Source organism: Indolivaga capnocytophagoides DSM 22835 (genome assembly GCF_000426485.1).
GTDB classification, from domain to species: Bacteria; Bacteroidota; Bacteroidia; order Bacteroidales; family Dysgonomonadaceae; genus Dysgonomonas_A; species Dysgonomonas_A capnocytophagoides.
On the sequence record NZ_AUFL01000004.1, the window covers coordinates 321,335 to 346,072 of the forward strand.

Consider the following 24,738-nt stretch of genomic DNA (forward strand, 5'->3'; position numbering starts at 1 on the left):
TAGAGAAACAACTGCCCTTCTCTAAAAGAATCAATATAATATTAATCCTAAACAATTTACATGCCTATGCTTATATTGCAGATAAACGATTTATGGAACAACGATACATACCGTGTATTATTTACAAGTATATTATTCATTTTTTCGCTGACAGCTGTTTTTATCATATACAGGTTTACCATCAATCATTTGAAAAAGAAAGCTGCTAAAAGTGATAACCAGTTAGACGATTTTGTTATCGAGTTGCTGAAAGTGCCGCTGCTGTGGCTTGCGTTCTGGATTGTTCTGAAGATATTCAGTGCATATTCTTTTCTGGCAGATCTACCCTTTGCGGGAAACCTTGCACAGATAAATAACATCTTATTAATAGCTACTATAGGATGGATATTGATTAAAAGTGTAAGAATAGCCTTCTATTATTTTCAGAAAAAGCAGGATATGACGGTATCCGACAATCTGAATGCCCGGAAAAATCTCACCAAAATGAAGATTTTCGAAGGGATTATAGTTGCCCTTATCACGGTCATTGTAGTTGCTATTTGCCTTATGACTTTTGATAAAGTACGTTCTATCGGAATCAGTTTATTAACATCAGCCGGAATCGCCGGTATAATTATAGGATTTGCCGCACAGAAAAGTATTGCCACCATTCTGGCAGGAATACAGATTGCTATCACACAACCAATCAGGCTGGATGATGTTGTTATTGTAGAAGGAGAATGGGGACGGATCGAAGAAATTACGCTGACATATGTTGTTGTGAAAATATGGGACGAACGCAGGCTTATACTTCCTGTAAATTATTTTCTGGATCAACCCTTTCAGAATTGGACTCGTAATGCTTCGAATATTTTGGGAACAGTATTTCTGTATGTCGATTATAAACTTCCGGTCGATTCGCTGCGCTCTTATCTCAACTCATTGGTTGAAGATAATCCGTTATGGGATAAGCGGGTTGCTAATATACAGGTCACCAACACAAATGAACGGAATAAAGAACTGAGAGTTTTACTCAGTAGCATAGATTCTTCTAAGAATTGGGACTTAAGAGTGGAAATACGCGAAAAACTGATAGATTATATAAATAACAACTATCCCGATAGCTTTGTGAAATACCGTATGGTTGAAGATAATAAACCAGATCGGGGATAAAAAAAATTGAAGTTGCTTATAACCGACTCTCTGAGTTTATAAGCAACTTCAATATCACCCTATAATAAAAAGCACGATGTATATCAGATACCAATTTGTGCCTTGACAAATGCTTCAGCATCATCTTCTGTTTTAAAGTAAATTATACGATTATATTCGACCGGAAATTTACTTAAGGCGATCTTTATTATTTTCTTCACCTTTCCGTAAGCACTTGTTTCGCTGGCAGCAACACTGCCATAACCATCTTCAATTCGTTCTATACTGATCCTCTGAATGACCAGCCTTTGAGGATCTACACTATATATAGTGTCCCCAACCTTCAAGTTTACTACAGCTCCCATGGTAATATCGTTTTTAAGTGGTCTTGTTATTATAACAGACAATAAAGGGATATAGTTCTCCGAAAAATCTTTTTAACATAAAATAAATCTGATAGTTGAAGTCTTTTTTTTATTAAGTATCTTTGTATAAGATTCTGCTTGATTTTTTATGCATAATCTTATACAAAAGACATATTTCAGAAGGATAACTTTATGCTTGGTAAGTCAATAAAAAGGTCTCTGACCTTATTTTCTTTTTTATTGAACCTTTCGGTATGTTTCGGACAGATATACACAGGTAAAGTAATTGACAAGGATTCTAAAAACGAAGTCGAATTTGTCGAAATAGGAATACTCAATCACGAAACAGGGACAATATCCGATATTGATGGCCGATATTCAATAGATATTACTAACTGTGATGCGGCGGATACCTTGCGTTTTTCGCATGTGGGGTATCAGCATATCGACTTTAAGGTTTCGGAATTCAGAGACAAAATAGACAAGGATATATATTTACAGCCCAAAGACAATTATATAGAAACAATAATAGTCGATCATAAAAGGTTTAAGGAAAAGACTTTGGGTAATAATTTCTCAGGCGATAAATATCAGGGAGGATTTATTCAAAATATAAAAGGATTCGAATGCGGTGTACTACTAAATATCGATAAACGGGCTATTCTCGAAAAATTAATAATGAACGTGACGGATTGTGCTTACGAAAGTATTTACTATAGAGTGAATGTGTACAAAGAAACCGGAAAAAATAAGTTCGAAAACATACTGAGCAAGCCTATCTATCTGAAGCAGGAAATGAATGGACACGAAAAGGAATTATCTATTGACCTGACACCTTATTATGTTCATGTAGAAGGAAATACACTGGTAACCTTGCAACATATAGCCAATATCGGAAAGGGGCAGCTTTTGTTTGCCGGCAGTTCATTTAAAGGATCGGTCTGTTATTACAGAACATCGTCTCAGGGGGGCTGGTCAAAAACACCGATGAAACTATCATTCAGAGTGGAGGCATTAGTCGAAAATTAGTTCGGGCAGATTGCTTAATCAGAATATATCTCCTACCTTTGCATTCATTTTCTGGCTTAACTGCAAATAAAAAAGGTCTCGAACCTTAATTTACATGATGAAAAAACAACAAAGTACAACGTTTTCCATACTCATACTCCTCAGTATAACTCATATGTTTAATGACACCCTGCAAAATATGGTGCAGGCTGTTTATCCGTTATTGAAGGAGTCCTTAGTTCTGAATTTTAGTCAAATAGGCATCATTACCTTGGTTTACCAAATGTCTTCGTCGATATTTCAGCCCATTATCGGGGCATATACCGACCGCAAGCCGCAACCTTACTCATTGCCTATCGGTATGATGTTCACTATGTGCGGCATTCTGTCTTTAGCCTTTGCTTCGGATTTTATGCACGTTCTTTTAGCTGTGTTTCTGGCAGGGATCGGATCATCGGTTTTTCATCCCGAAGCGAGTAGACTCGCTCATATTGCATCAGGAGGAAAGCACGGTCTGGCACAATCGATCTTTCAGGTCGGAGGCAACTTTGGAGGCTCTATCGGCCCATTGTTCGCAGCTATATTCATAGCTCCATACGGTCGCCAGAATATAGGCTGGTTTGCAATTATTGCACTTGTATGTATTCTGTTTATGTTATATATAAGCCGTTGGTATAAGGGTGTTTTACTTCGGGTAAAAGAAACTCGCACATCGCAAGATTATATAGAGCCGAAAGTAAATAAACCTATTGCATCGAAACGGAAGATAATATCAACGCTCCTTATCTTGTTGATTCTTATTTTCTCGAAATACGTTTATATGTCAAGTTTAACTAGTTATTATACATTCTATCTGATCGAAAAATTCGGAGTATCAATCGGGCAGTCACAGATTTATTTATTTATTTTTTTATTTGCAGTCGCTCTTGGTACATTTTTCGGAGGTCCTATCGGAGACCGGTTCGGGCGAAAGTATGTGATTTGGTTCTCTATACTCGGCGCAGCCCCTTTTGCCTTATATATGCCTTATGCAGGGCTTACCGGAACATGTATACTGAGTGTGATTATCGGTCTTGTACTATCTTCGGCTTTTTCGGCAATACTGGTATATGCTCAGGAATTATTACCAGGTAAGGAAGGTCTTATCGGAGGTCTCTTCTTCGGACTGGCATTCGGTATAGCAGGTATTGCATCCGCCATTTTTGGTAAGTTAGCAGACCTCCACGGCATTGAGTATATTTATCATATAGCGGCATTTATGCCACTGCTGGGGCTTGTGGCAGGTCTTTTACCTAATATTAAAAGAGAGAAATAAAGATCGTTTTTCTTTTCTTCTTGCTATCTTAGCATCGTGATTCATGCTATAAAATAATACGATAACTATCTATTACCGTCAAAGGTATAATTCTAGAAAACAATAAATTGATCAAAGTACGAAAAATAGAACTGCTTGCTCCGGCTAAAAATCTCGAATGCGGAATAGAAGCTATTAATCACGGAGCAGATGCTTTATATATCGGAGCTCCTAAATTCGGAGCCCGTTCTGCAGTAGGTAATTCTCTCGAAGATATACATGCCTTAGCTCAATATGCTCATCAGTTTGACGCAAGAGTATATGTTGCTTTAAACACGATACTGAACGATACTGAACTCACCGAAGCCGAAAGCCTGATATGGAGCTTATATAAAGCCGGGGTTGATGCAATCATCATTCAGGATATGGGTATTCTGGTGCTCGATCTTCCTCCTATCCCACTCCATGCCAGCACACAAACAGATAACCGTACTGTCGAAAAAGTCCAATTTATGGCTAATGCCGGATTTTCGCAGGTTGTCTTAGCCCGTGAGCTTACAATAGACGAAATAAAGCGTATAGCAGACAACGTTTCGGTATCGCTAGAAGCCTTTGTCCATGGTGCATTATGTGTTTGTTACAGCGGACAGTGTTATCTGAGTGAAGCCATCAGCAAAAGAAGTGCTAATCGTGGAGCCTGTGCACAATTTTGCCGTTTGCCCTATACTTTGGTTGATTCGGATGATGAAGAAATCCTTCAAAAGAAACATTTGCTTTCGATGAAAGATTTGAACTTATCTGAGCAGCTTGAAGAAATAATGGATGCAGGAGTCAGCTCTTTGAAAATAGAGGGAAGGCTTAAAGATATACAATACGTAAAAAATGTAGTTGCTTATTATCGTCAAAAGTTAGACCGCATATTATCTCGCCGACAAGAGTATATTCGTGCGTCAGCAGGAAAAAGTACATATACATTCAAACCAGACTTAGATAAAAGTTTCAACAGAAGCTACACTCAGTACTTCTTCAATGGACGTACTCCCGATATGTGGTCATTGGATACTCCCAAATCAGTAGGAGAACCCATCGGTAAAGTGAAAGATGTTTTCGACCGCTTCTTTACTTTATCGGGCACAAAAAAGCTGAATAACGGAGACGGGCTCTGTTTTATGGGAAACAACAACAAAGAGCTTTTCGGAATCAGAGTGAACAGAATTGATGGCGAAAAGATCTTTCCTGCTGAAAATCACGTACAGATACGCAAAGGAACTTTTGTTTATCGAAACTATGATCATGAATTCGATAAAGTAGTAAACAAAAAATCAGCTGAACGTAAAATTAATGTCTCCATCACTCTATCAGAAATAAATGACGGATTTATCGTTTATGCCGAAGACGAAACCGGAATAACAGCTCAACACGATATAAACATAACTAAAGAAGTCGCTCAAAAAGATCAGAGCACCAATATAAGCAATAACCTGAGCAAGGCGGGCAATACGATTTTTGAAGTTTCGGAGGTAAAGATAAATACATCTCAAAACTGGTTTATTCCGTCTTCTCTCTTATCCGAATGGAGACGTGTATTATTGAGTAATCTTCTGATAAACAGAATATCTTCTCATATCATAGAAGTAGTTGTCCATGAGCCGACTAATCACCCATTCCCTGTTAAAGATATTACATATCTTGGAAATGTGATGAATGAGAGAGGACGCAGATTTTATGAGCTGCATCAGGCTAACATCAGCCAGATGGCATTCGAAAAAAAATCAATAGACAATGTCCCCCTCATGTTTACCCGGCATTGTATCAAGCAATCTATGGGATGGTGTCCGAAAGACAGTAAAGTAACTATGCAATACAAAGAACCTCTTTATATAGTACATAACGATACCCGTCTCAGACTAGAATTTGATTGTCGAAAATGTGAAATGAAAGTTTATAACGACTGAGAGAAAGAATAAAAAAAGTCCGTTATCTGAATTCAGATAACGGACTTTTACCTTATATTAAAAGGCTTATGCTTCTTGAGCTTCTGTATCAACTATTTTCCAAACCAATGATGCTAATATAGCACCGACAAACGGCCCTACAATAAATATCCATAATTGGCTAAGAGCTTCACCTCCCTGAAAAAGAGCAGGTCCAATACTACGAGCAGGATTAACAGATGTACCAGTTAAAGGAATACACACAATGTGTACCAGTAAAAGAGATAAACCGATAGCTAAACCGGCAAAATTCCCGGCTCCGCCTTTCGATGTTGTGCCTAATACAACTAATACAAACACAAACGTAAATACGATTTCGGCAATCAAGCCACCGGTAAAACTTACTCCGGGTTGAAGCCCATTTGCTCCTGTAGTAGTTGCAAAACTACCACTCTGAGCAATATAAGAGGCACTGCCTGTATCAATAGATGATACGATTGCAAACAGAATAGCAGAGCCTATTACAGCACCTAATACTTGAAATAACATATACATTGCGGCATCTTTTGCCGACATTCTTTTGGATAAGAAAACCCCTAAAGTTATCGCCGGATTGATATGGCATCCCGAAACTTTACCTATAGTATAGGCCATTGCTACAACAGATAGCCCAAACCCGAAAGCAACAGTAAGAACCTGAGCTGTAGAGCCTACTCCAAAATTAAAGATTGCACTACCGCATCCCATAAGAACTAACACCATAGTTCCGACTAATTCCGCTAAATACTTTTTCATGAGAAATGTGTTAAATTATACAATGCAAATATAATAAAATCAGACATATTTTAGCATAATAGAATTTCTTTTATGTTAAAATACAGATAATACTATCGTAACAGGGTATAATAAAATTATTTCTTTGGAGGACGGATACTTACTTTCTCAATTAATTCTTTTGTTATAATAATGGGGCTCTCATCAACTTCAATACCAAATACATTGATAAGTATATTCTTTGATTTTTCGGATAATTTCTTTGCTCCTCCTCCTGATAGATTCAAACCGGAAGGAGTAACGAGCCCATCAACTCGGTTTGCTGTATTCATAAATTCCCATCTACCATTGTTAAACACAGGAGTAACGTGCCCGTCCGGCAATTTATTTAACGGAATATTAGATCTTAAATTCTTTAATCCTTCACCTAATTGATATTTATCTTCGAATTCGGCTCCTCCTGTCTTTTTCTGATATTTCTTTGCAAACTCCGATAAATCATCGTCTTGTATAGCTTTTCCGAGTGTAGACTGTTGTCGAAATGACGATGGGGGAAGAGAGGTTGGCTTGACCTGTTTTAACAAATCCTTTTTAATTTCATCCCTTATTGACCCTGATAATGAACTTTGAGCTTGTAAGGTAATCCCGATTGAAAGGAAAAGAAAACTAGTAACGCATCTCTGACTAAAGTTCATTTTTTTTGTATTAAATAACCGAAAAATATAACAGGTAAAACCATAAAATGGTCTGAGGCCTTAATGTAAATTTATAGAGCAAATCTATAAAATAAGTATGTTGCTTTTTATACAAAAAAGTTAACAAACATTACATTATGAAACTTTAAGGTCTCTGTTCTTTTATTGATTTTGCAAACGTAATATTTACAGGTAACTATTGCTTTCGAGTTTCTAATACTTAAAAAAATTAATTATCAATATCCATACCTAAAACATGTTTCAGTACATTTTTTGATTTAGTCGATATCGGCTTTTTCTCTTTGAATCCTGAAAGATTTAGACCTCCTGCAGTCACTTCGGCTTTAATACCCTGTAACCGATTTTTCTGCGATAAGTTATCTTGAATAAAATCAGTTGCGGATTTTTTTATAAAATAAGATTTACCATTAGAGATAACGACCTTATATGTCGATCCGTTTTCCATCTTGAACAGATCCATGTTAGCCATCGATCCCCCTAGCCCCTTAGTTGTAAGTTTATCTTCAAACTGAGCTCCCCCGTTCCGGTACTGACCTATTTTTTTATGGATATTATCCTTATTTACAACTTTTACAACCGCCCCCTCTCTAAATTGTTCTTTGTAATTTCTCATATTAGGGTCTATGATCTGCAGTGGTGGCTTTACCTGATTGAGAAGTGATTTTTTGCGTTCGTCTTCTATCGATGATTGTGCATATACTGATCCAGAGAATAAGAGAATCAAGCATATATTACAGGTTATCTGTTTTGTAAAGGTCATAATCAATAGTGTCAGTGATATGACAACAAAACTAACTAAAGACAACCTTATTATATATGTAAAGAAAGTTAACCTTATAACCTATACATATAAGAATTGTTTCGTTTGTTAAAAATTAACTAAACAAACGACCGAGACAGTAATAACACAATTTGCTCTAAATAAGTAGCATCTATTTCAGAAAAGCACCCTATATATTCACTATCTATATCCAAAACGCCCATGATTGAGTCGTTTATTCTAATAGGAAGAACTATCTCTGACAACGATTCGGCATCGCAGGCAATATGCCCCGGAAAAGTATTGACATCTTCCACTATTTGAATTTTATCTTCTTTCCATGCTGTACCGCAAACACCTTTGCCGTATGCTATACGGGTACATGCTATTTTTCCCTGAAAAGGACCTAATACTAATTGATTATTCTTTATAATGTAAAAGCCAACCCATAAAAAATGAAAGGCTTCTTTTAATACTGCCGAAACATTAGCCATATTTGCTATCATATCAGTTTCACCCGATAGTAAGCCCTCAATTTGAGGAAGTAAACTCTTATATTGCTCTTCTCTCGATACATCTTGGAGAAGATTTAATTTTTCAGTCATAATTTTATTTTGGATTTTTTACCCGTGCTATAATCTCAACTTTTATTTCGATACTGTCATTAACTATGCTAGATTGCATTTCATCATATATCGTATTCGAACCGTAATTAATCCCCCATTGAGTACGATCTATTTTAAACGGACGAGAGACTGCCTTATAAACATCCCCGTCTTTAGTGATCTTCGCATCAAAAGACAACCCTTTGTCCAAACCTTTCAATTCCAGATGACCTCCAATATGGTGAGTAACACTATCATTATTTGCAACTACTTCACACTGAGTTAAAGTGAATTGTGCATCCGGAAACCTGATAATATCAAAAAAGTCACTCCTATTCAAATGTCTTTCGAGTTTTAGCCGATCTTTTTCATTAGTTATGCTTGTACACTTTATCGTATTCATATTTATAGTAAAGCCTCCTAATTTTATTTTGTCACCTGCAATATACAAGATACCTTCTTTCAGTTTCAATGTTCCGTGATGCATTGTCTTTGGTCCGAATCCTGTCCAATAAATAATTGAAGCATCTGTATCCACGGTCAATGGTATGCCATTATCTTCGGTCGCCACTGCCATAGTCTTTTCTTTTTTTTCTTTACATGAATAACTAAAAAGCAATCCTAAAATCAATATCCACGTTACATTGTTCATTTTAATCTTTACCATATATTGTATGCTTATTTTCTCTTTATTTTCTGAGAGAGTAAAAAAATCCCCAAACTATATAATGCCACAAAAATAACATTAAAAAGCAGAACAGTAATAAGCTGCTTTGATATTTTTCGTTTGCAATACCGTATTGAATCAATATATCCAATATTAGCTTTATAATATACAATAATATTAAAATAACCGATAAACCATAGCATATTATGATGCTATCTTACAAAAACAAATACATTAATATGGATATATATAAAGATATATCCAATCATTATATTTATAGTAAACAAAAAAAATCCGGTACAAATAACCAACAGAAAAGATTCAACAAAAGCTAAAAGTAAGGGTTTGTTATTTTTTCTAACATTTTATTTGGATTACAAGAAATATATTATACTTTTGTTGTCAACATTTAAATAGGATTCAATGAAGTCATTTATTAACAATATTAGCATTTCTCTTATTCTGCTCTGGGAACAATCTTAGAGTGAGTAATGCTGTGTAGTAATTAAAAATGATAATAATATATACCAGAGCCTTTCTCACAAAAGAGAAAGGCTCTGATTTTTTTAATAAAGTACACTCGGTTATTTTTTAGGATTAACTATTAAATTTTTTAATATTGATTTGTTATGGACAAGTTATTTATTTTTGACACGACATTAAGAGATGGAGAGCAGGTACCAGGCTGCCAGTTAAACACAATTGAAAAAATTGAGGTAGCCAAATCACTCGAAATACTCGGTGTAGATGTTATTGAAGCCGGTTTTCCTGTCTCTAGTCCGGGAGACTTTAAGTCTGTTGTCGAAATATCAAAAGCAGTAACATGGCCTACGATATGCGCATTAACCAGAGCCGTAGAAAAAGACATAGAAGTTGCAGCTGAAGCCCTGAAATACGCAAAAAACAAAAGAATACACACCGGAATCGGAACATCCGAATACCATATAAAATATAAGTTCAACTCGACTCAGGACGAGATTATTGAGCGGGCAGCAGCAGCAGTAAAATATGCAAAACGTTTCGTTGAAGATATTGAATTTTATGCCGAAGACGCCGGACGTACAGACAATGCCTACCTAGCCAGAGTAGTACAGGCTGTAATCAATGCCGGTGCTACTGTAGTAAATATACCTGACACAACCGGATATTGTCTGCCTACCGAATACGGAGCAAAAATAAAATATCTGATAGATCATGTGGATATGAAAAATGCAATATTATCTACACATTGTCATCAAGATTTGGGTATGGCTACGGCCAACTCCATAATGGGAGTCATGAATGGAGCCCGTCAAGTAGAAGTTACAATCAACGGTATCGGTGAACGTGCCGGAAATACATCTCTGGAAGAAGTTGTTATGGCTATAAAGAGTCATAAAGAACTAAATATAGAAACAAATATCAATACACAAAAGATATACCCGATAAGCCGGATGATTTCGAGTCTTATGAACATGCCTGTTCAGCCCAATAAAGCAATAGTAGGCCGTAATGCTTTTGCCCATTCATCAGGGATACATCAGGATGGTGTATTAAAGAATATGGCTACCTACGAAATCATAGATCCTAAAGAAGTTGGTATTGATGACAATGCCATCGTACTTACAGCCAGAAGCGGGCGTGCTGCTTTAAAAAACAGATTGGGAATACTTGGTATCCAGATTTCAGATGATGAGTTAGCCGAAATTTATCAACGTTTTTTAGAACTTGCCGATAGAAAAAAAGATATTACTGACGAAGATATTCTTATCTTAGCAGGCAAAGAAACGGGAAAAATGCACCGCATCAAATTAGATTACCTGCAAGTAATAGCCGGAATCGGAGTAAAATGTGTTGCAAATGTCGGGATAGATATAGCCGGCGAAAAATTTGAAGCATCGGCATCCGGCAATGGTCCTGTAGATGCAGCCATATCAGCTATTAAACAAATAGTCCGTCGTCATACAGTGATACAAGAATTCCTGATACAAGCTATCAATAAAGGTAGCGATGATGTAGGGAAAGTACATATGCAAGTAGAACATGACGGGCAGATATATTATGGATTCGCAGCAAATACAGACATCGTAGCCGCGTCGGCCGAAGCATTTATCAATGCAATAAATAAGTTTGTCAAATAATGTCCAAAACTTTTGGAGAACTTTGGATAGCACAATAAAAACGGAGAGATACAGTTATAATATACAATAAGTAACTCTCTGTTATTTAACCAGAAGCATCTGTGGAGCCTAAAAAAATTGAATATATAGATAGTTTAAGAGGAATTGCTATATTATTAGTAGTGGGAGTACATATCCTTACCTATTTTAAGGGTAATACATCGGAATTTTTCCCTCCGCTATTAACAGAATATATATATGATTTCCGTTGCGGTGTATCCCTCTTCTTTATTGTCAGTGCATATACTTTGGCAATGTCGCACGACCGAAGAAGTGATGAGAAATATGCCTCTAGAAATTTCTTTATCAGACGGTTTTTCCGTATAGCACCTATTTATTACTTAGCCATTATTTGCATCTATTTATATAGATATAATTTCAATGTGGCTGATTTCATAGAAGGAACTAAATCATTCTGGTTTGTGAGCAATTTCTTATTCATAAATACACTATCTCCCCATATAATTGGAATAATCGTACCGGGAGGATGGTCTGTTTCTGTCGAATTCATGTTTTATATTCTATTTCCGATTTTAACCATATGGGTAAAGAATACCAACCGGAGTTTACTATTCTTTTGTATCATGATCACCATTGCGGCTCTATTCCATTATATATATAAAGATGATCCGCTGTTGTCGAAATTTGAATTTATGGAAATAAATTTTCTGTATCAGATACCGATCTTTTTCCTTGGAATATTTGCTTACCATATTATTCAAAAAAAAGATTACAGAATAAATCCGGTCACCATCTTATTTGCAGCTGCGATAATCATTATGTTTGCTCATATAGACTATCCTTATTATTTCCCCTGGATTATTGCTTTTACTGTGCTTCTCGTTGTACAAAGTAAATATTCTCTGAAAATATTCTCGAATAAGATTCTAGCTCAGATAGGAAAAGTCAGTTTCAGTATGTATATTATTCATTTCTTTGTAATACAAATACTCGAAAGTTTAGGATTTGTACAAATCATTCCGATCACGAATCTGACAAGTTCTTTGCTCAACTTTTGCATGCTGTATCTGGCTGTAGCTCTGATTACATTCCTTATTGCCAATATTACATATAAACTTATAGAAATACCGGGACAAAACCTGGGTAAGAAAATCATAAAAAAATTAGATCAACAAAATAAAATTACTGTATGAAAACATTGTTTGATAAAATCTGGGATGCACACACTGTATCTACCGTAGTTGATGGACCTACACAATTGTACATCGACAGGCACTTTTGCCATGAGGTAACAAGCCCGCAGGCTTTTAACGGATTACGTTCCAGAGGACTCAAGGTTCTTCGCCCCGAAAGAACGACTCTTACAGCAGACCATAATACACCGACAATCAATCAAGATCAGCCGGTAAAAGATCCTATTTCCAAAAATCAATTGGATACCCTTTCTAAAAATGCTCAGGAATTCGGATTGACATTGTATGCTCTTGGTCACAGAAAAAACGGAGTAGTACATATCATCGGACCTGAAAACGGATATACTCAACCCGGTATGACTATCGTATGTGGAGATAGCCACACTTCTACTCATGGAGCTTTCGGTTCTATTGCATTCGGAATAGGTACATCCGAAGTCGAAATGGTATTGGCTACACAATGTATCTTGCAGTCGAGACCTAAAACAATGAGGATAACCTTCAACGGAAAATTGGATAAAGGTGTAACAGCTAAAGATGTTGCGCTATATATGATATCTAAGTTGACAACAGGAGGAGCCACCGGATATTTCGTTGAATATGCAGGTGAGGTAATCCGCAACATGTCGATGGAGGAACGTATGACTCTATGTAACCTGAGTATAGAGATGGGTGCTCGCGGAGGGCTTATTGCTCCTGATGAAAAGACATTCAATTATGTAAAAGGTCGTGAATTTGCACCTAAAGGAGAAGAATACGACAAAGCTTTGACATATTGGGAAACGCTTAAAACAGATGAAGGAGCCAAATTCGATAAGGAACTGGTATTTGAAGCTGCCGACATACAACCCATGATTACATACGGAACTAATCCGGGAATGGGTATGGCTATAAACGGAACTATCCCTACATTGGACGAAATAGATGAAGCCGGACGTATTTCTTTCCAGAAATCAATGGATTATATGGGGTTCAAACCGGGAGAAAAACTTGAAGGTAAACAAATAGACTATGTCTTTTTAGGCAGTTGTACTAATGGCCGTATTGAAGACTTCCGAGCATTTACCAACTTCATCAAAGGCAAGAAAAAAGCAGAAAACGTGATTGCATGGCTCGTTCCTGGAAGTTGGATGGTAGAACAACAAATTAAGGAAGAAGGATTGTATGACATACTTATCGAAGCCGGATTTGAATTACGTCAACCCGGATGTTCGGCATGTTTGGCTATGAATGATGATAAAGTACCAGCCGGAAAATATGCAGTATCGACATCAAACCGTAATTTCGAAGGACGACAAGGTCCGGGAGCCCGTACTATTTTGGCTGGACCATTGGTTGCTGCTGCTGCTGCTGTTACCGGAAAAATTACTGACCCCAGAAGTTTTATGTAATATCCGATTGCATTAAGGTCTCAGACCTATTTATTGACTTTGCAAGCATAACAGCAACAGCAGGTTATCGTTAAAAGAAATGTCATTAAATATTTTCTGTCACTTAATTTACTTAAAAAAATTGTCTAAATGGAAAAGTTTCAAAAATTAACATCAACATACGTTCCACTTCCAATCGAAAATGTGGATACAGACCAAATTATACCTGCACGTTTCCTTAAAGCTACAACTAAAGAGGGTTTCGGAGATAATCTTTTTGCCGACTGGCGATATGAAAAAGACGGAAATCCAAAAAAAGATTTCGTACTGAACAACCCTACTTACAGTGGAGAAATTCTGGTTGCAGGTAAGAACTTCGGTAGCGGATCGAGTCGCGAACACGCTGCATGGGCTATTGCTGGTTATGGTTTTAAAGCTGTTGTATCGAGCTTTTTTGCCGATATTTTCAGAAATAATGCTTTAAATAACGGTGTTTTACCTGTAATTATTTCACCTGAATTTCTTGCTGAAATTTTCAGCTCTATGAGCAAGAATCCAAAGGCTACATTGACCATAGATCTGGAAAATCAAACCATAACCAATAATTCGACCGGAAAGAGCGAATCATTCGAAATCAATCCTTACAAAAAAGAGTGTTTGATGAAAGGTCTTGATGATATAGATTACCTGTTATCAAAAAAAGATTCAATCGAGCAATACGAAACAGATCGTACATTCTAATAATGCTGAATATGCCAATACCTGATTCAATTTAGGTATTGGCTTTTCTGAACAATCAATCTATAACTACATCCAATGTTAGTATGTTAGAAATAATGGATACAACCCTGCGGGACGGAGAACAGACTTCGGGCGTATCATTCTCGTCGCAGGAGAAAATGAGTATAGCTCACTTATTACTGGTCGATCTGGGTGTCAACCGTATAGAGATTGCATCAGCCAGAGTTTCGAACGGAGAGTTTAATACTGTGAAGAAAATTGCCGATTGGGCAAGAGGTGCAGGTTATATTGATCAGATAGAGATATTGGGCTTTGTTGATAATGGAGCTTCTTTAAGATGGATCAAAGATGTAGGATGCAAAACCATCAATTTATTATCAAAGGGATCTTACAAACACGTAACTGAGCAATTAAAAAAAACACCGGAAGAACATCTCGAAGATATTAAACGTGAAATCAATCTGGCTGTAGAAATGGGAATAGACGTAAATCTCTACCTAGAAGACTGGTCTAACGGTATCCTCAATTCTATGGAATATGTATATTTCATGGTCGACAATCTGAAAGATATGCCTATCAAGCGTTTTATGCTGCCCGATACCCTTGGTATATTAAACCCTCATACAACCATGAGAGCCTGTCGGCGTATGGTAAGACGCTATCCCAATCTCCATTTCGACTTTCATGCTCATAACGACTATGATCTGGCTGTTGCAAACGTAATGGTTGCTATTGAAGTCGGAGTCAAAGGTGTGCATGTGACCATGAACGGACTAGGAGAACGTGCAGGCAATGCCTCTTTATCAAGTGTTGTAGCAGTCGTTCACGATCAACTGAATATAAAAACTTCTATCAAAGAAGATAAGTTGAACAGGGTCAGTCGGGTTGTAGAGACATATTCAGGTCTTAATATTGCCGCAAATCAGCCGATTGTCGGAGAAAATGTATTTACACAATGCGCAGGAATACATGCTGATGGAGACAATAAAAACAATCTGTATTACAACGAATTATATCCCGAAAGATTTGGACGTGTCCGAGAATATGCTCTAGGGAAGTTATCAGGAAAATCGAATATAAGAAAGAATATAGAAGCACTTGGTATCGAACTCGATGATAAAGAAATGACACTAGTTACGAACAGAGTTATCGAGTTGGGTGATAAAAAAGAGATTATAACTCAAGACGATCTTCCGTATATCATATCTGATGTATTGAAAGGTGGAGAGAAAATACAGAAAGTCAAAATCATATCATTTGCGTTTCTTTTATCGAAAGGAGTACGGCCATCAGCATCTGTAAGGATTGAGATAGACGGTAATGAGTATGAAGGAATAGCTGCCGGAGACGGACAATACCATGCTTTTTCGAAGGCTCTCTGGAAGATCTACACTAAACTAGATAAACAGAAGCCCGATCTTATCAACTATTCGGTAATTATACCTCCAGGTGGACGAACCGATGCATTGGTTCAGACAGTTATTACCTGGCGAATCAACGGTAAGACCTTTAAGACAAGAGGTCTTGATGCTGACCAAACCGAAGCAGCTGTAAAAGCTACCGAAAAAATGCTGAATATAATAGAAGATATGTAAGGTCTTAGATCTTTGTAAATCAGAAGAAAAGGAATGAAACTTAAGATAAAGAATATAATATCGGATCGTAATTTTGAAACGTGGGTAAGTTACCAACTTATTTACGAATGGGAAGATGAACTGTCCCGAACATTACAAATACCGATTATTAATAATCCCGATAGACTCGAAACAAATCTGGTCAACAGGATTAGATACAACTTATCAAAGCGAATTTCATATCCTTTAATTAAAATAATGCGGCGTATATTACCGTCTTCTAAGGAGAATAAGGAACTAACGGTCAGCTTGTACTTCAATCTGATAGTCTCCGCTCCCATTGAGCTAAAAAAAAGCAGGATGAGCAAGATAGTGCCGGTTATAGTCGATGCTTTTATTGATGCGGATTTTTTACCGGAGTTCAATAAAAAGTACGCTGACTGCCCTTTAGTGCTTATTTCAAGTATAGAAACTTACAATTACCTGAAGTCAGCAAACTGTCCTTTAAATATACATTATTGGGGTTTGAGTTTACCCGATAAGTACAAAATGAATTCGGATAGTACCTACCCTAAAAAGTACGATATTTTATTAGCCGGAAGACAAAATAGCTGTCTCGAACAATATCTCGAAGAGTTTATTAAAAAAAACACAGACAAGGATATTAATATTGTGAGAAGTGAAATTCAAGAGGGACAGTTGATTTTTACATCAAACAAAGATGGTGTATTAGGCAGCTTCAACAGTAGGGACGAATATATGCAGCTACTAAGAAAAGCTCGTGTTGTATTCTATGCCACTCCCGGACAGGATGGAGGCGAAAAACGAACAAAAGGCTATAACCCTGTAACTCCTAAATATTTGGAGTCACTGTCAGCCCAATGCAAAATTATACTTCGATATCCTGATACAGTTGAAACCCAATTGTATGGGTTGCCAAAAGTATCCCCAAGTATAGATAGTTACGAGGCTTTTGAGAAACAAATAGATTTATATATTTCGCAAAAAGACAACTTTGACAGAGAGACATATACCGGTATATTAAATAACTCGTATACCTCAGTCAGAGCACAAGAACTCTCTGATATAATTAAGAACGTATAGATAGGATAAAAAAAGAATAATAGTGAACGAGAATCAGAAAAAACTAAAAATAGGTGTTCTAGGAGGAGGTATCAGCGGACTGAGTGTCGCCCGTCTTCTGAATAACCTATATGACGTAGAAGTATTAGAGGCTTTGCCTGTATGCGGAGGGATTGCCCGCACCACCAATGTTAACGGAATAGCATATCATACCGTTGGAGGACATTGTTTCAATTCCAAACATCAAGATGTACTGTCTTTTGTTTTTGATGAAGTACTTCCTTTGGATCAATGGAATAAAATTGAAAGGAAATCGAAGATTAAGTTTCATGGATATGAAGTAGACTACCCTATTGAGTTTTCTATAAAACAGATTTATGAGCATGATAAAGAGTTAGCTAAAAAGTTAACTTTGGATTTTCTCAATTCTACAGACGACGGAAAATACTCTAATCTGGAAGAGTGGTTCCAGAAGAAATTCGGAAATAGTTTTGCCGAAGAATATTTTATACCATATAACCGTAAAATATGGAATAACGAACCCCGTAACATGAGTTACCTATGGGTAGAAGATAAGCTTCCGATTCCAGATAAAGACTCTTTTTTCGAAGGGTTAATATCCAATATAAAGGATAAAATGTCTCACGCGGTATTCTATTACCCTAAAAGTAACAACCAAAATACATTTCTGGACGCTTTAGCAAATGGACTAAACGTAAAAAATAATTACAAGGTAACTTCTATTCAATTGAATCAGTCCACAAATAAATGGATTGTAAACAATAAAGATACATTTGATCTGCTTATCAATACAACTCCATTAGATAAGCTCATCAGCCTATTCTCGGATGCTCCCGAAAACGTACAGAAGATGGCTGGAGCTTTGAGAAAAAACGGAGTATCAAATATCCTTTGGGAAGCTCAGGAAACGGACAAAACATGGACATACATTCCCGATAAAGATTACCTTTTCCATAGGTATATCCATATCGGATCTTATTTTACACCCCGCCGGAATATTTCAATATCTGAGGTAATCGGCAGCCATAGTAAAGAAGAAATGGCAAAAGCCGGATCTTCAGATGATTTTCTCATCAGACCATTAGCTCATTCAACTTCTGAATATGCTTATGTCATTTTCGATGAAAATTATACGGAAGCGACCACTAAAATAAAAGAGTATCTGCAAGAAAAGGGCATATACACCTTAGGCAGATTTGGCGAATGGCAATATTATAACATGGATATTTGCATCAAAAAAGCAATTGATTTATCTAAGATAATTACAAATAAATATAATTAAAATGAAATTAAACATTGCAGTACTCCCGGGTGATGGTATAGGTCCCGAAATCATTGGACAAGCTTTACGCGTAACAGAAGCTATTTGCGAAAAATTCGGACACGAATTATCTTACGAATACGGTATCGTAGGAGCATGTGCCATTGATCAGGTGGGAAGCCCCTACCCCGAATCAACTCACGAACTTTGTATGGAATCCGACGCTGTTCTATTCGGAGCTATCGGAGACCCTAAATATGATAATAATCCTTCGGCTAAAGTTCGTCCCGAACAAGGTCTTTTGAAGATGCGCAAAGACTTGGGATTATACGCAAACCTTCGTCCTATCACGACTTTTCCCTCTTTGATACATAAATCTCCGCTTCGTGCCGATTTAGTTGAAGGTGCTGATTTTATGTGCGTCAGGGAATTGACCGGCGGACTGTACTTCGGACGCCCTCAGGGACGTTCGGAAGATGGAAATACGGCTTATGATACTTGTGTATATACCCGTGAAGAAGTAGAACGTATACTACACTTGTCATATAAATACGCCCGTCAACGCCGTAAGAAATTAACGGTTGTAGATAAAGCTAATGTTCTTTGTACTTCTCGTCTATGGAGAGAAGTTGCACAGGAAATTGAAAAACAATATCCTGATGTAGAGACCGAATATATGTTTGTAGATAATGCAGCTATGCAAATTATACAATGGCCAAAACGCTTTGACGTGCTGGTTACCGAAAACCTTTTCGGAGATATACTTACCGACGAATCATCTGTTATTACAGGTTCATTAGGGATGTTGCCATCAGCTTCGATCGGAATCCATACTTCGGTATTCGAACCGATACATGGATCTTATCCTCAGGCCGCAGGCAAAAATATAGCCAATCCTGTAGCTACTATTCTTTCAGCGGCAATGATGTTCGAATACGCATTCAATCTGATGGAAGAAGGTAAACTCATCAGAGATGCAGTAAATGCTTCACTAGAGGAAGGTATCGTTACCGAAGATATAGCATCGGGTGGAAAAGCTTATTCAACATCCGAAGTCGGAGACTGGATCGTTAATTTCGTAAAGAAATAAAATTACCAAGACAATCACAAAAGGCAATATTCTCTTTCGGATATTGCCTTTTTTCAATTAGTAAACAAGAAGAAAAAATCATACCTTTGTTACTTATTCTAACAATAATACAAGGTCATAGCCCCTAATTGATATATGAAGGAAAAAGCCCATAATACAGCCTTACAGGAAATGAAGGTTAGCAAACCGTCCGAGTTGCTCGATTTTTTGATTGAATCGAAGGTTCGTAAGAGTCGGAATGCCGTAAAATCGTTATTAACCCACAAACAAATCAAAGTTAATAATCAGACTGTTACCCAATATAATTATGAATTGAAAACGGGTGATAAGGTTAGCATTCACAAACACGACCATAAACTAGATGAGAAAAAGCTAAAAGGGTTGACTATCATATATGAAGATAAATATATTGTAGTAATAGACAAAGAATCCGGATTACTCTCAGTTTCGACAGGTAAAGAACAAATGAAAGAAACTGCTTACAATATTATAAGTTCTTATCTGAAGGTAAAGAATGCTGAAAACAAGCCGTATATATTATACCGTTTAGATCGTGAGACATCTGGATTAATGGTATTCACAAAAGATCCTGATTTGCAGGAAAAACTGCAAAAAGAATGGATATTACATCCGCCCAAAAGATCATATATTGCTGTTGTGGATAGCCCTTTAGCTGTTACATCGGGAACTATTACTTCATGGTTGACTGAAAATAAAAATTTCGTAGTTTTTGCTTCTGAAAAAGATAATGGAGGGCTCAAAGCTGTAACTCATTACAAAGTAGAAAAAGCGAATAGCAGATACACTGTTTTGAAATTGAATGCAGAAACATCAAGAAAAAATCAGTTGCGGGTTCAGTTGCAATTTATAGGACATCCTATTGTCGGAGATAAAAAATACGGATCCAAGACAAGCCCTATCAGACGTATTGCATTACATGCCAACGAATTAGAATTCAGACATCCGGTAACAAAAGAAAAAATGTATTTTGTATCGGCTCTGCCTAAAAAAATGCAGGTCATGGTAGATGCAATTAATCCGCCTAAACCTAAGGAAGACAGCGAATAATATATGGATACATTTAAGACAATACAAGATACTGCACAAGGTTTATTTACAGAAAAGAAAAGTAAATTTATCTCTTATGCGATTCCTGTTAAAAGTGTCGAGGATGTAAAAACAGAACTGGAAAAGTACAGAAAAGAATATTATGATGCCCGACATATATGTTGGGCATATATGCTTGGTGCAGAACGCAATGAGTTCAGATCTAATGACGATGGCGAACCCTCTGGTACAGCAGGAAAACCCATATTAGGTCAAATCAATTCGAATGAGCTTACAGACATATTGATACTCGTTGTGCGTTATTTTGGTGGTATAAAACTCGGAACCAGCGGGCTTATCGTTTCTTATCGCGAGGCAGCATCCGAGGCAATAACAGCTTCCGAAATCATTGAAAAAACAGTGGATATCGACATTCGTTTCAAATTTGAGTACCCCTTCATGAATGATGTTATGAAGGTTGTAAAGGATTTGGAACCTGTAATTCTTGAACAACAATACGATATGGATTGTATAATGGAATTACGGATAAGAAAAGCGTTATTTGAACAGTTAAAAAGTAGATTAGAGAAAATCGAGACTTTACATATTATATCCGAATAACAACATTTCTCATTCTGTTTTATCACTTAGATTTCAAACCTATGCCAATTAAGTACCCCAAAATACCTCATGTTTTTATTAAAGATTCGTCTAAATACAAGCTACTGAACATCAAGGGGATTACAGCAATAGCAGCTTTTGAACAGACTGTTAAAAGTGAGGGGCTTATGTATCTTGAAGAACACTTAATGATCTTTGTGTTAGATGGAGTAAATATATTAACCCATGGAGACCAGCAATTTACTATCAGTAAAAATCAAATGATATTGCTTCCTTGCAATACTGTATGGAAATTCTCCAAAGCAGGCAATCCGAACGAAGATAATCGATATAACAGCATGTTGTTCTTTTTAAAAGATGAATTTATTTCTGATTTTATAAAAATTGCTGATATTAAGAATTTGAATAATATATCGACTAACACATTAGAAGTTCGATTAATACAAGAAGCGCTTTTACCATATCTGAATTCCCTGAGACCGTATTTTAATGCAAATAATGGTATAGATTCAGAATTAGTGCGTCTCAAGATAATAGAATTATTATATAACTTGTTATTAACAGAACCTTCTTTACTGCAACATATCCTCCAACTCAGGCAGAATATTAAAAGTGATCTTATTTCAGTACTGGAACAGCACTATACCGATCACTTGACATTAGCAGAATTAGCGAAACTTTCAGGGCGTAGTTTATCTACATTTAAACGTGAATTTATGTCTATATATAATATATATCCATCATTGTTCATTCGTAATAAAAGACTTGAAAAAGCGCAATCACTCCTTCGTTCTACCTCTTTGAATGTTGCTGAAGTATGTTATATGAGTGGTTTCGAAAATATAGCACATTTCTCAATGATATATAAAAAAAGATATGGATATACCCCATCAGCAGAAAAAAAGACATGAACTAAATAATGAAATTTATTGAACTATATAATAAAGCAGCCAATCTCTTATTACTCTATTTTTGTAGTATTCAAAATAAAAAAACAATATGACAAAAACAATTGTAATAGCCAAGATTGAAATTATTAAAGGAAAAGAGGCTGAATATTTATCTCTGGTTGCACCACTAAAGGAAATGACAAACACCGAAGCCGGGAATCTAACTTATAAGTTATATAAGGAGGTTGACAATACATCAGAATATATAGCTTATGAGGAATATGTAAATCAAGAAGCATTCAAGCAACACTGTAGCACTAAACTCTTTGCATCTTTCGTGGAACAGGTAAAACCTTTATTAGCAAAAGAAATGGATATTCAGATTTTTTAAATTAAAACATTTTTAGCCGGTTAGTATTAGATATTTAAATATAAGATGATAACTTTATAAAATAAATAACATCTCTAATGAAAATAACAATAATAGGCGGAGGTAATATGGGTAGTGCCATTGCTCTGGGGTTGGCATCGGGAAACTGTATTACGGCATCAGATATAACAGTAATTAATCGACGTCAGGAAAAGGCTGATGAATTAAAATCCGCAAACAATAAGATTAATTCAGTTGCAAATGATTATTCATCTATATCCAATGCCGATATTATTGTATTAGGCGTTAAACCTTGGATGATTGAAGACATTCTTACATCTTACAAAGACAAAATCAACAACCGGCAAATTATATTATCAGTTGCTGCAGGAATCACTCTTGACCAATTGGCCGGATGGACTTATCCTGCATCTCCGGTATATAGAGTAATACCAAACACTGCAATTGCTATAAAACAAAGTATGACTTTTGTAGCTTCTAAAAATGCAACAAAACAACAAGATGATTTAATAATCAGTCTGTTTAATGAACTGGGTAAAACTTTATTAATCGAGGAGAAGCTATTTCCGGCTGTAACATCTTTATCTTCTTGTGGAATTGCTTATGCTTTCCGCTATATCCGTGCAGCAATGGAAGGCGGAGTCGAAATTGGAGTGAAAGCCGATCATGCAAAAGAAATAGTCATGCAGACATTGCAAGGAGCAATAGACTTACTTGCAGCTAATCAGTCACATCCTGAAAGTGAAATAGATAAAGTAACAACTCCAGGAGGAATTACTATAAAAGGGCTGAATGAGATGGAGCATGCAGGCTTCACATCAGCTGTGATTAAAGGATTAAAAGCCAGCAATGTCAAATAAGAAGACAAATAGCAAGCTTTATTATTTTAATCCAGGACATGAGAATGCAATTCTCAATGGATCTCCATATTATACACCTCCGGCTAATATTGCCAAAATGCAAGCCGACTTAGAGAGCCTTCCTGTATGGTATGCGGACTCGAATGATTGTGTTTATACCCGTAATGCCCTATCTCGTGAATTTTCTCTATTTATTACTAATAATGGGATACCTATCGCCCAAACGATAACACAGGATCAATTGGATACAAACTCATCCTATGCTGTCCACTTTTGGGGTATTTCACCTCAGGCGATACATTTTATTGAAGAAATAAATAGACAAACGGGCTCAATATTACAAACTCCCGTTTGGAATAATAAATTAGAGGAACTGAGCAGCCGAAAAACCGCTGCAATATGCTTAAGGAGCCTTCTAAACGAAATTCCGAAAATATCGGATAATATCATTCCCGAATTTTATTCTGATTTAAACAGTATTGAAAATACCGTAGCTCTAAATAAATATCAGTTATTAGCAAAGGCTCCATTTTCTTCATCCGGAAGAGGTCTTTTGTGGTTACCTGTAGGGGAACTGACAAGAACAGAGCGACAGATATTGCACGGTATATTAAAAAAACAAAAGAATGTATCCATAGAAAGAGCATTAAACAAGCAAATTGATTTTGCTATGGAATTTATCATATCACCGGATGCAGATGATTGTTTTGTAGGATATTCCCTTTTTGAAACAAACAGCAAAGGTGCGTATACAGGAAATTATTTAGGATTGCAATCCAATATTGAAAACACAATAACTAAATATATTCAAAAAAATTTACTTGAATCTGTAAAAAATTGGTTATCATCATATTTGAAACAAAATTTTGCTTCTTTTTATGAAGGCTGCATCGGTGTTGACATGATGATTTATCTCGAAAATGACTCCTACAAACTACACCCTTGTGTAGAAATAAACGTAAGGGATAATATGGGACTGCTAGCCCTACGTTTCAGTCAAAACCACTTGGATAAATCAGCAACCGGACACTTTTATATTGATTTTAGTTCAAAAGAGAATGTCATGTATGAAAAACACATACAAATGCAAGAAGAACATCCTCTGGTTCTATCAGGAAACAAATTTACACACGGTTATTTTAGTTTATGTCCTGTATCTCCAAGAACCAACTATAGAGCTTATATCTTATTGGATTAAGATCTATACTATAATACAGCAAGA

At 36.3% G+C, this 24,738-nt stretch carries 24 protein-coding genes; 18 read left to right on the forward strand and 6 right to left on the reverse strand.

Features of this window, described 5'->3' with window-relative positions:
- Positions 1-60: 60 nt before the first annotated feature.
- A complete protein-coding gene (locus K322_RS18290; protein ID WP_260200825.1) occupies positions 61-1,152 on the forward strand; it encodes a mechanosensitive ion channel family protein in 1,092 nt (363 codons plus the stop codon).
- An 83-nt stretch (positions 1,153-1,235) separates the two neighbouring features.
- On the opposite strand, the gene K322_RS0101445 is transcribed toward K322_RS18290, so the two are convergent.
- On the reverse strand, positions 1,236-1,496 hold the full coding sequence (locus K322_RS0101445) for a hypothetical protein (protein WP_026625259.1): 261 nt from the start codon (positions 1,494-1,496) through the stop codon (positions 1,236-1,238).
- A gap of 192 nt (positions 1,497-1,688) precedes the next feature.
- Here K322_RS0101445 and K322_RS0101450 point away from each other — a divergent pair, with 192 nt between their 5' ends.
- From K322_RS0101450 to K322_RS0101460, 3 genes are all read left to right on the forward strand, one after another.
- Positions 1,689-2,525, forward strand: a complete 837-nt coding sequence (locus K322_RS0101450; protein WP_026625260.1) for a carboxypeptidase-like regulatory domain-containing protein — start codon at positions 1,689-1,691, stop codon at positions 2,523-2,525.
- A gap of 94 nt (positions 2,526-2,619) precedes the next feature.
- Positions 2,620-3,819, forward strand: coding sequence for an MFS transporter (locus tag K322_RS0101455; RefSeq protein WP_026625261.1), 1,200 nt, complete (start codon positions 2,620-2,622; stop codon positions 3,817-3,819).
- Between the two features lie 107 nt (positions 3,820-3,926).
- Positions 3,927-5,753 carry a peptidase U32 family protein gene (locus K322_RS0101460; protein WP_026625262.1) on the forward strand — a complete coding sequence of 609 codons (1,827 nt, stop codon included), beginning with the start codon at positions 3,927-3,929 and terminating at the stop codon, positions 5,751-5,753.
- A 66-nt stretch (positions 5,754-5,819) separates the two neighbouring features.
- Here K322_RS0101460 and K322_RS0101465 read toward each other — a convergent pair whose 3' ends face one another.
- From K322_RS0101465 to K322_RS0101485, 5 genes are all read right to left on the reverse strand, one after another.
- Positions 5,820-6,527 (reverse strand): MIP family channel protein, encoded by a 708-nt coding sequence (locus tag K322_RS0101465; protein WP_026625263.1) that lies wholly within the window; start codon positions 6,525-6,527, stop codon positions 5,820-5,822.
- 116 nt (positions 6,528-6,643) lie between these two features.
- Positions 6,644-7,201: a hypothetical protein gene (locus tag K322_RS0101470; protein ID WP_026625264.1), complete on the reverse strand. Its 558-nt coding sequence runs from the start codon at positions 7,199-7,201 to the stop codon at positions 6,644-6,646.
- Positions 7,202-7,430: 229 nt separating this feature from the next.
- Complete coding sequence (locus K322_RS0101475; protein ID WP_026625265.1) at positions 7,431-7,982, reverse strand: hypothetical protein; 552 nt, start codon at positions 7,980-7,982, stop codon at positions 7,431-7,433.
- A 119-nt stretch (positions 7,983-8,101) separates the two neighbouring features.
- Positions 8,102-8,587, reverse strand: a complete 486-nt coding sequence (locus K322_RS0101480) for a GAF domain-containing protein (RefSeq protein WP_026625266.1) — start codon at positions 8,585-8,587, stop codon at positions 8,102-8,104.
- A 4-nt stretch (positions 8,588-8,591) separates the two neighbouring features.
- Positions 8,592-9,254 (reverse strand): YceI family protein, encoded by a 663-nt coding sequence (locus tag K322_RS0101485; RefSeq protein WP_026625267.1) that lies wholly within the window; start codon positions 9,252-9,254, stop codon positions 8,592-8,594.
- Positions 9,255-9,883: 629 nt separating this feature from the next.
- Here K322_RS0101485 and K322_RS0101500 point away from each other — a divergent pair.
- From K322_RS0101500 to K322_RS0101565, 14 genes are all read left to right on the forward strand, one after another.
- Positions 9,884-11,374 (forward strand): 2-isopropylmalate synthase, encoded by a 1,491-nt coding sequence (locus K322_RS0101500; RefSeq protein WP_026625269.1) that lies wholly within the window; start codon positions 9,884-9,886, stop codon positions 11,372-11,374.
- Positions 11,375-11,475: 101 nt separating this feature from the next.
- Positions 11,476-12,567 (forward strand): acyltransferase family protein, encoded by a 1,092-nt coding sequence (locus tag K322_RS0101505; protein ID WP_026625270.1) that lies wholly within the window; start codon positions 11,476-11,478, stop codon positions 12,565-12,567.
- Complete coding sequence (gene leuC, locus K322_RS0101510; RefSeq protein ID WP_026625271.1) at positions 12,564-13,958, forward strand: 3-isopropylmalate dehydratase large subunit; 1,395 nt, start codon at positions 12,564-12,566, stop codon at positions 13,956-13,958. The genes K322_RS0101505 and leuC overlap by 4 nt, the downstream gene beginning before the upstream one ends.
- A gap of 129 nt (positions 13,959-14,087) precedes the next feature.
- Positions 14,088-14,678, forward strand: coding sequence for a 3-isopropylmalate dehydratase small subunit (gene leuD, locus K322_RS0101515; protein WP_026625272.1), 591 nt, complete (start codon positions 14,088-14,090; stop codon positions 14,676-14,678).
- Between the two features lie 83 nt (positions 14,679-14,761).
- Positions 14,762-16,273: an alpha-isopropylmalate synthase regulatory domain-containing protein gene (locus K322_RS0101520; protein ID WP_026625273.1), complete on the forward strand. Its 1,512-nt coding sequence runs from the start codon at positions 14,762-14,764 to the stop codon at positions 16,271-16,273.
- Between the two features lie 33 nt (positions 16,274-16,306).
- A complete protein-coding gene (locus K322_RS0101525; protein WP_026625274.1) occupies positions 16,307-17,356 on the forward strand; it encodes a hypothetical protein in 1,050 nt (349 codons plus the stop codon).
- Between the two features lie 22 nt (positions 17,357-17,378).
- Positions 17,379-18,638, forward strand: a complete 1,260-nt coding sequence (locus tag K322_RS0101530) for a protoporphyrinogen/coproporphyrinogen oxidase (RefSeq protein WP_051290548.1) — start codon at positions 17,379-17,381, stop codon at positions 18,636-18,638.
- A 1-nt stretch (position 18,639) separates the two neighbouring features.
- Positions 18,640-19,707 (forward strand): 3-isopropylmalate dehydrogenase, encoded by a 1,068-nt coding sequence (leuB, locus tag K322_RS0101535; protein WP_026625276.1) that lies wholly within the window; start codon positions 18,640-18,642, stop codon positions 19,705-19,707.
- 135 nt (positions 19,708-19,842) lie between these two features.
- Positions 19,843-20,775, forward strand: coding sequence for an RluA family pseudouridine synthase (locus tag K322_RS18295; RefSeq protein WP_035331020.1), 933 nt, complete (start codon positions 19,843-19,845; stop codon positions 20,773-20,775).
- Between the two features lie 3 nt (positions 20,776-20,778).
- Positions 20,779-21,375 (forward strand): IMPACT family protein, encoded by a 597-nt coding sequence (locus tag K322_RS0101545; RefSeq protein WP_026625277.1) that lies wholly within the window; start codon positions 20,779-20,781, stop codon positions 21,373-21,375.
- Positions 21,376-21,416: 41 nt separating this feature from the next.
- Positions 21,417-22,286 carry an AraC family transcriptional regulator gene (locus K322_RS0101550; RefSeq protein WP_026625278.1) on the forward strand — a complete coding sequence of 290 codons (870 nt, stop codon included), beginning with the start codon at positions 21,417-21,419 and terminating at the stop codon, positions 22,284-22,286.
- A gap of 88 nt (positions 22,287-22,374) precedes the next feature.
- A complete protein-coding gene (locus K322_RS0101555) occupies positions 22,375-22,656 on the forward strand; it encodes a putative quinol monooxygenase (RefSeq protein ID WP_026625279.1) in 282 nt (93 codons plus the stop codon).
- 77 nt (positions 22,657-22,733) lie between these two features.
- Positions 22,734-23,516, forward strand: a complete 783-nt coding sequence (proC, locus tag K322_RS0101560) for a pyrroline-5-carboxylate reductase (protein WP_026625280.1) — start codon at positions 22,734-22,736, stop codon at positions 23,514-23,516.
- On the forward strand, positions 23,506-24,714 hold the full coding sequence (locus K322_RS0101565) for a hypothetical protein (RefSeq protein WP_026625281.1): 1,209 nt from the start codon (positions 23,506-23,508) through the stop codon (positions 24,712-24,714). The genes proC and K322_RS0101565 overlap by 11 nt, the downstream gene beginning before the upstream one ends.
- The last annotated feature ends 24 nt before the right edge of the window (positions 24,715-24,738 follow it).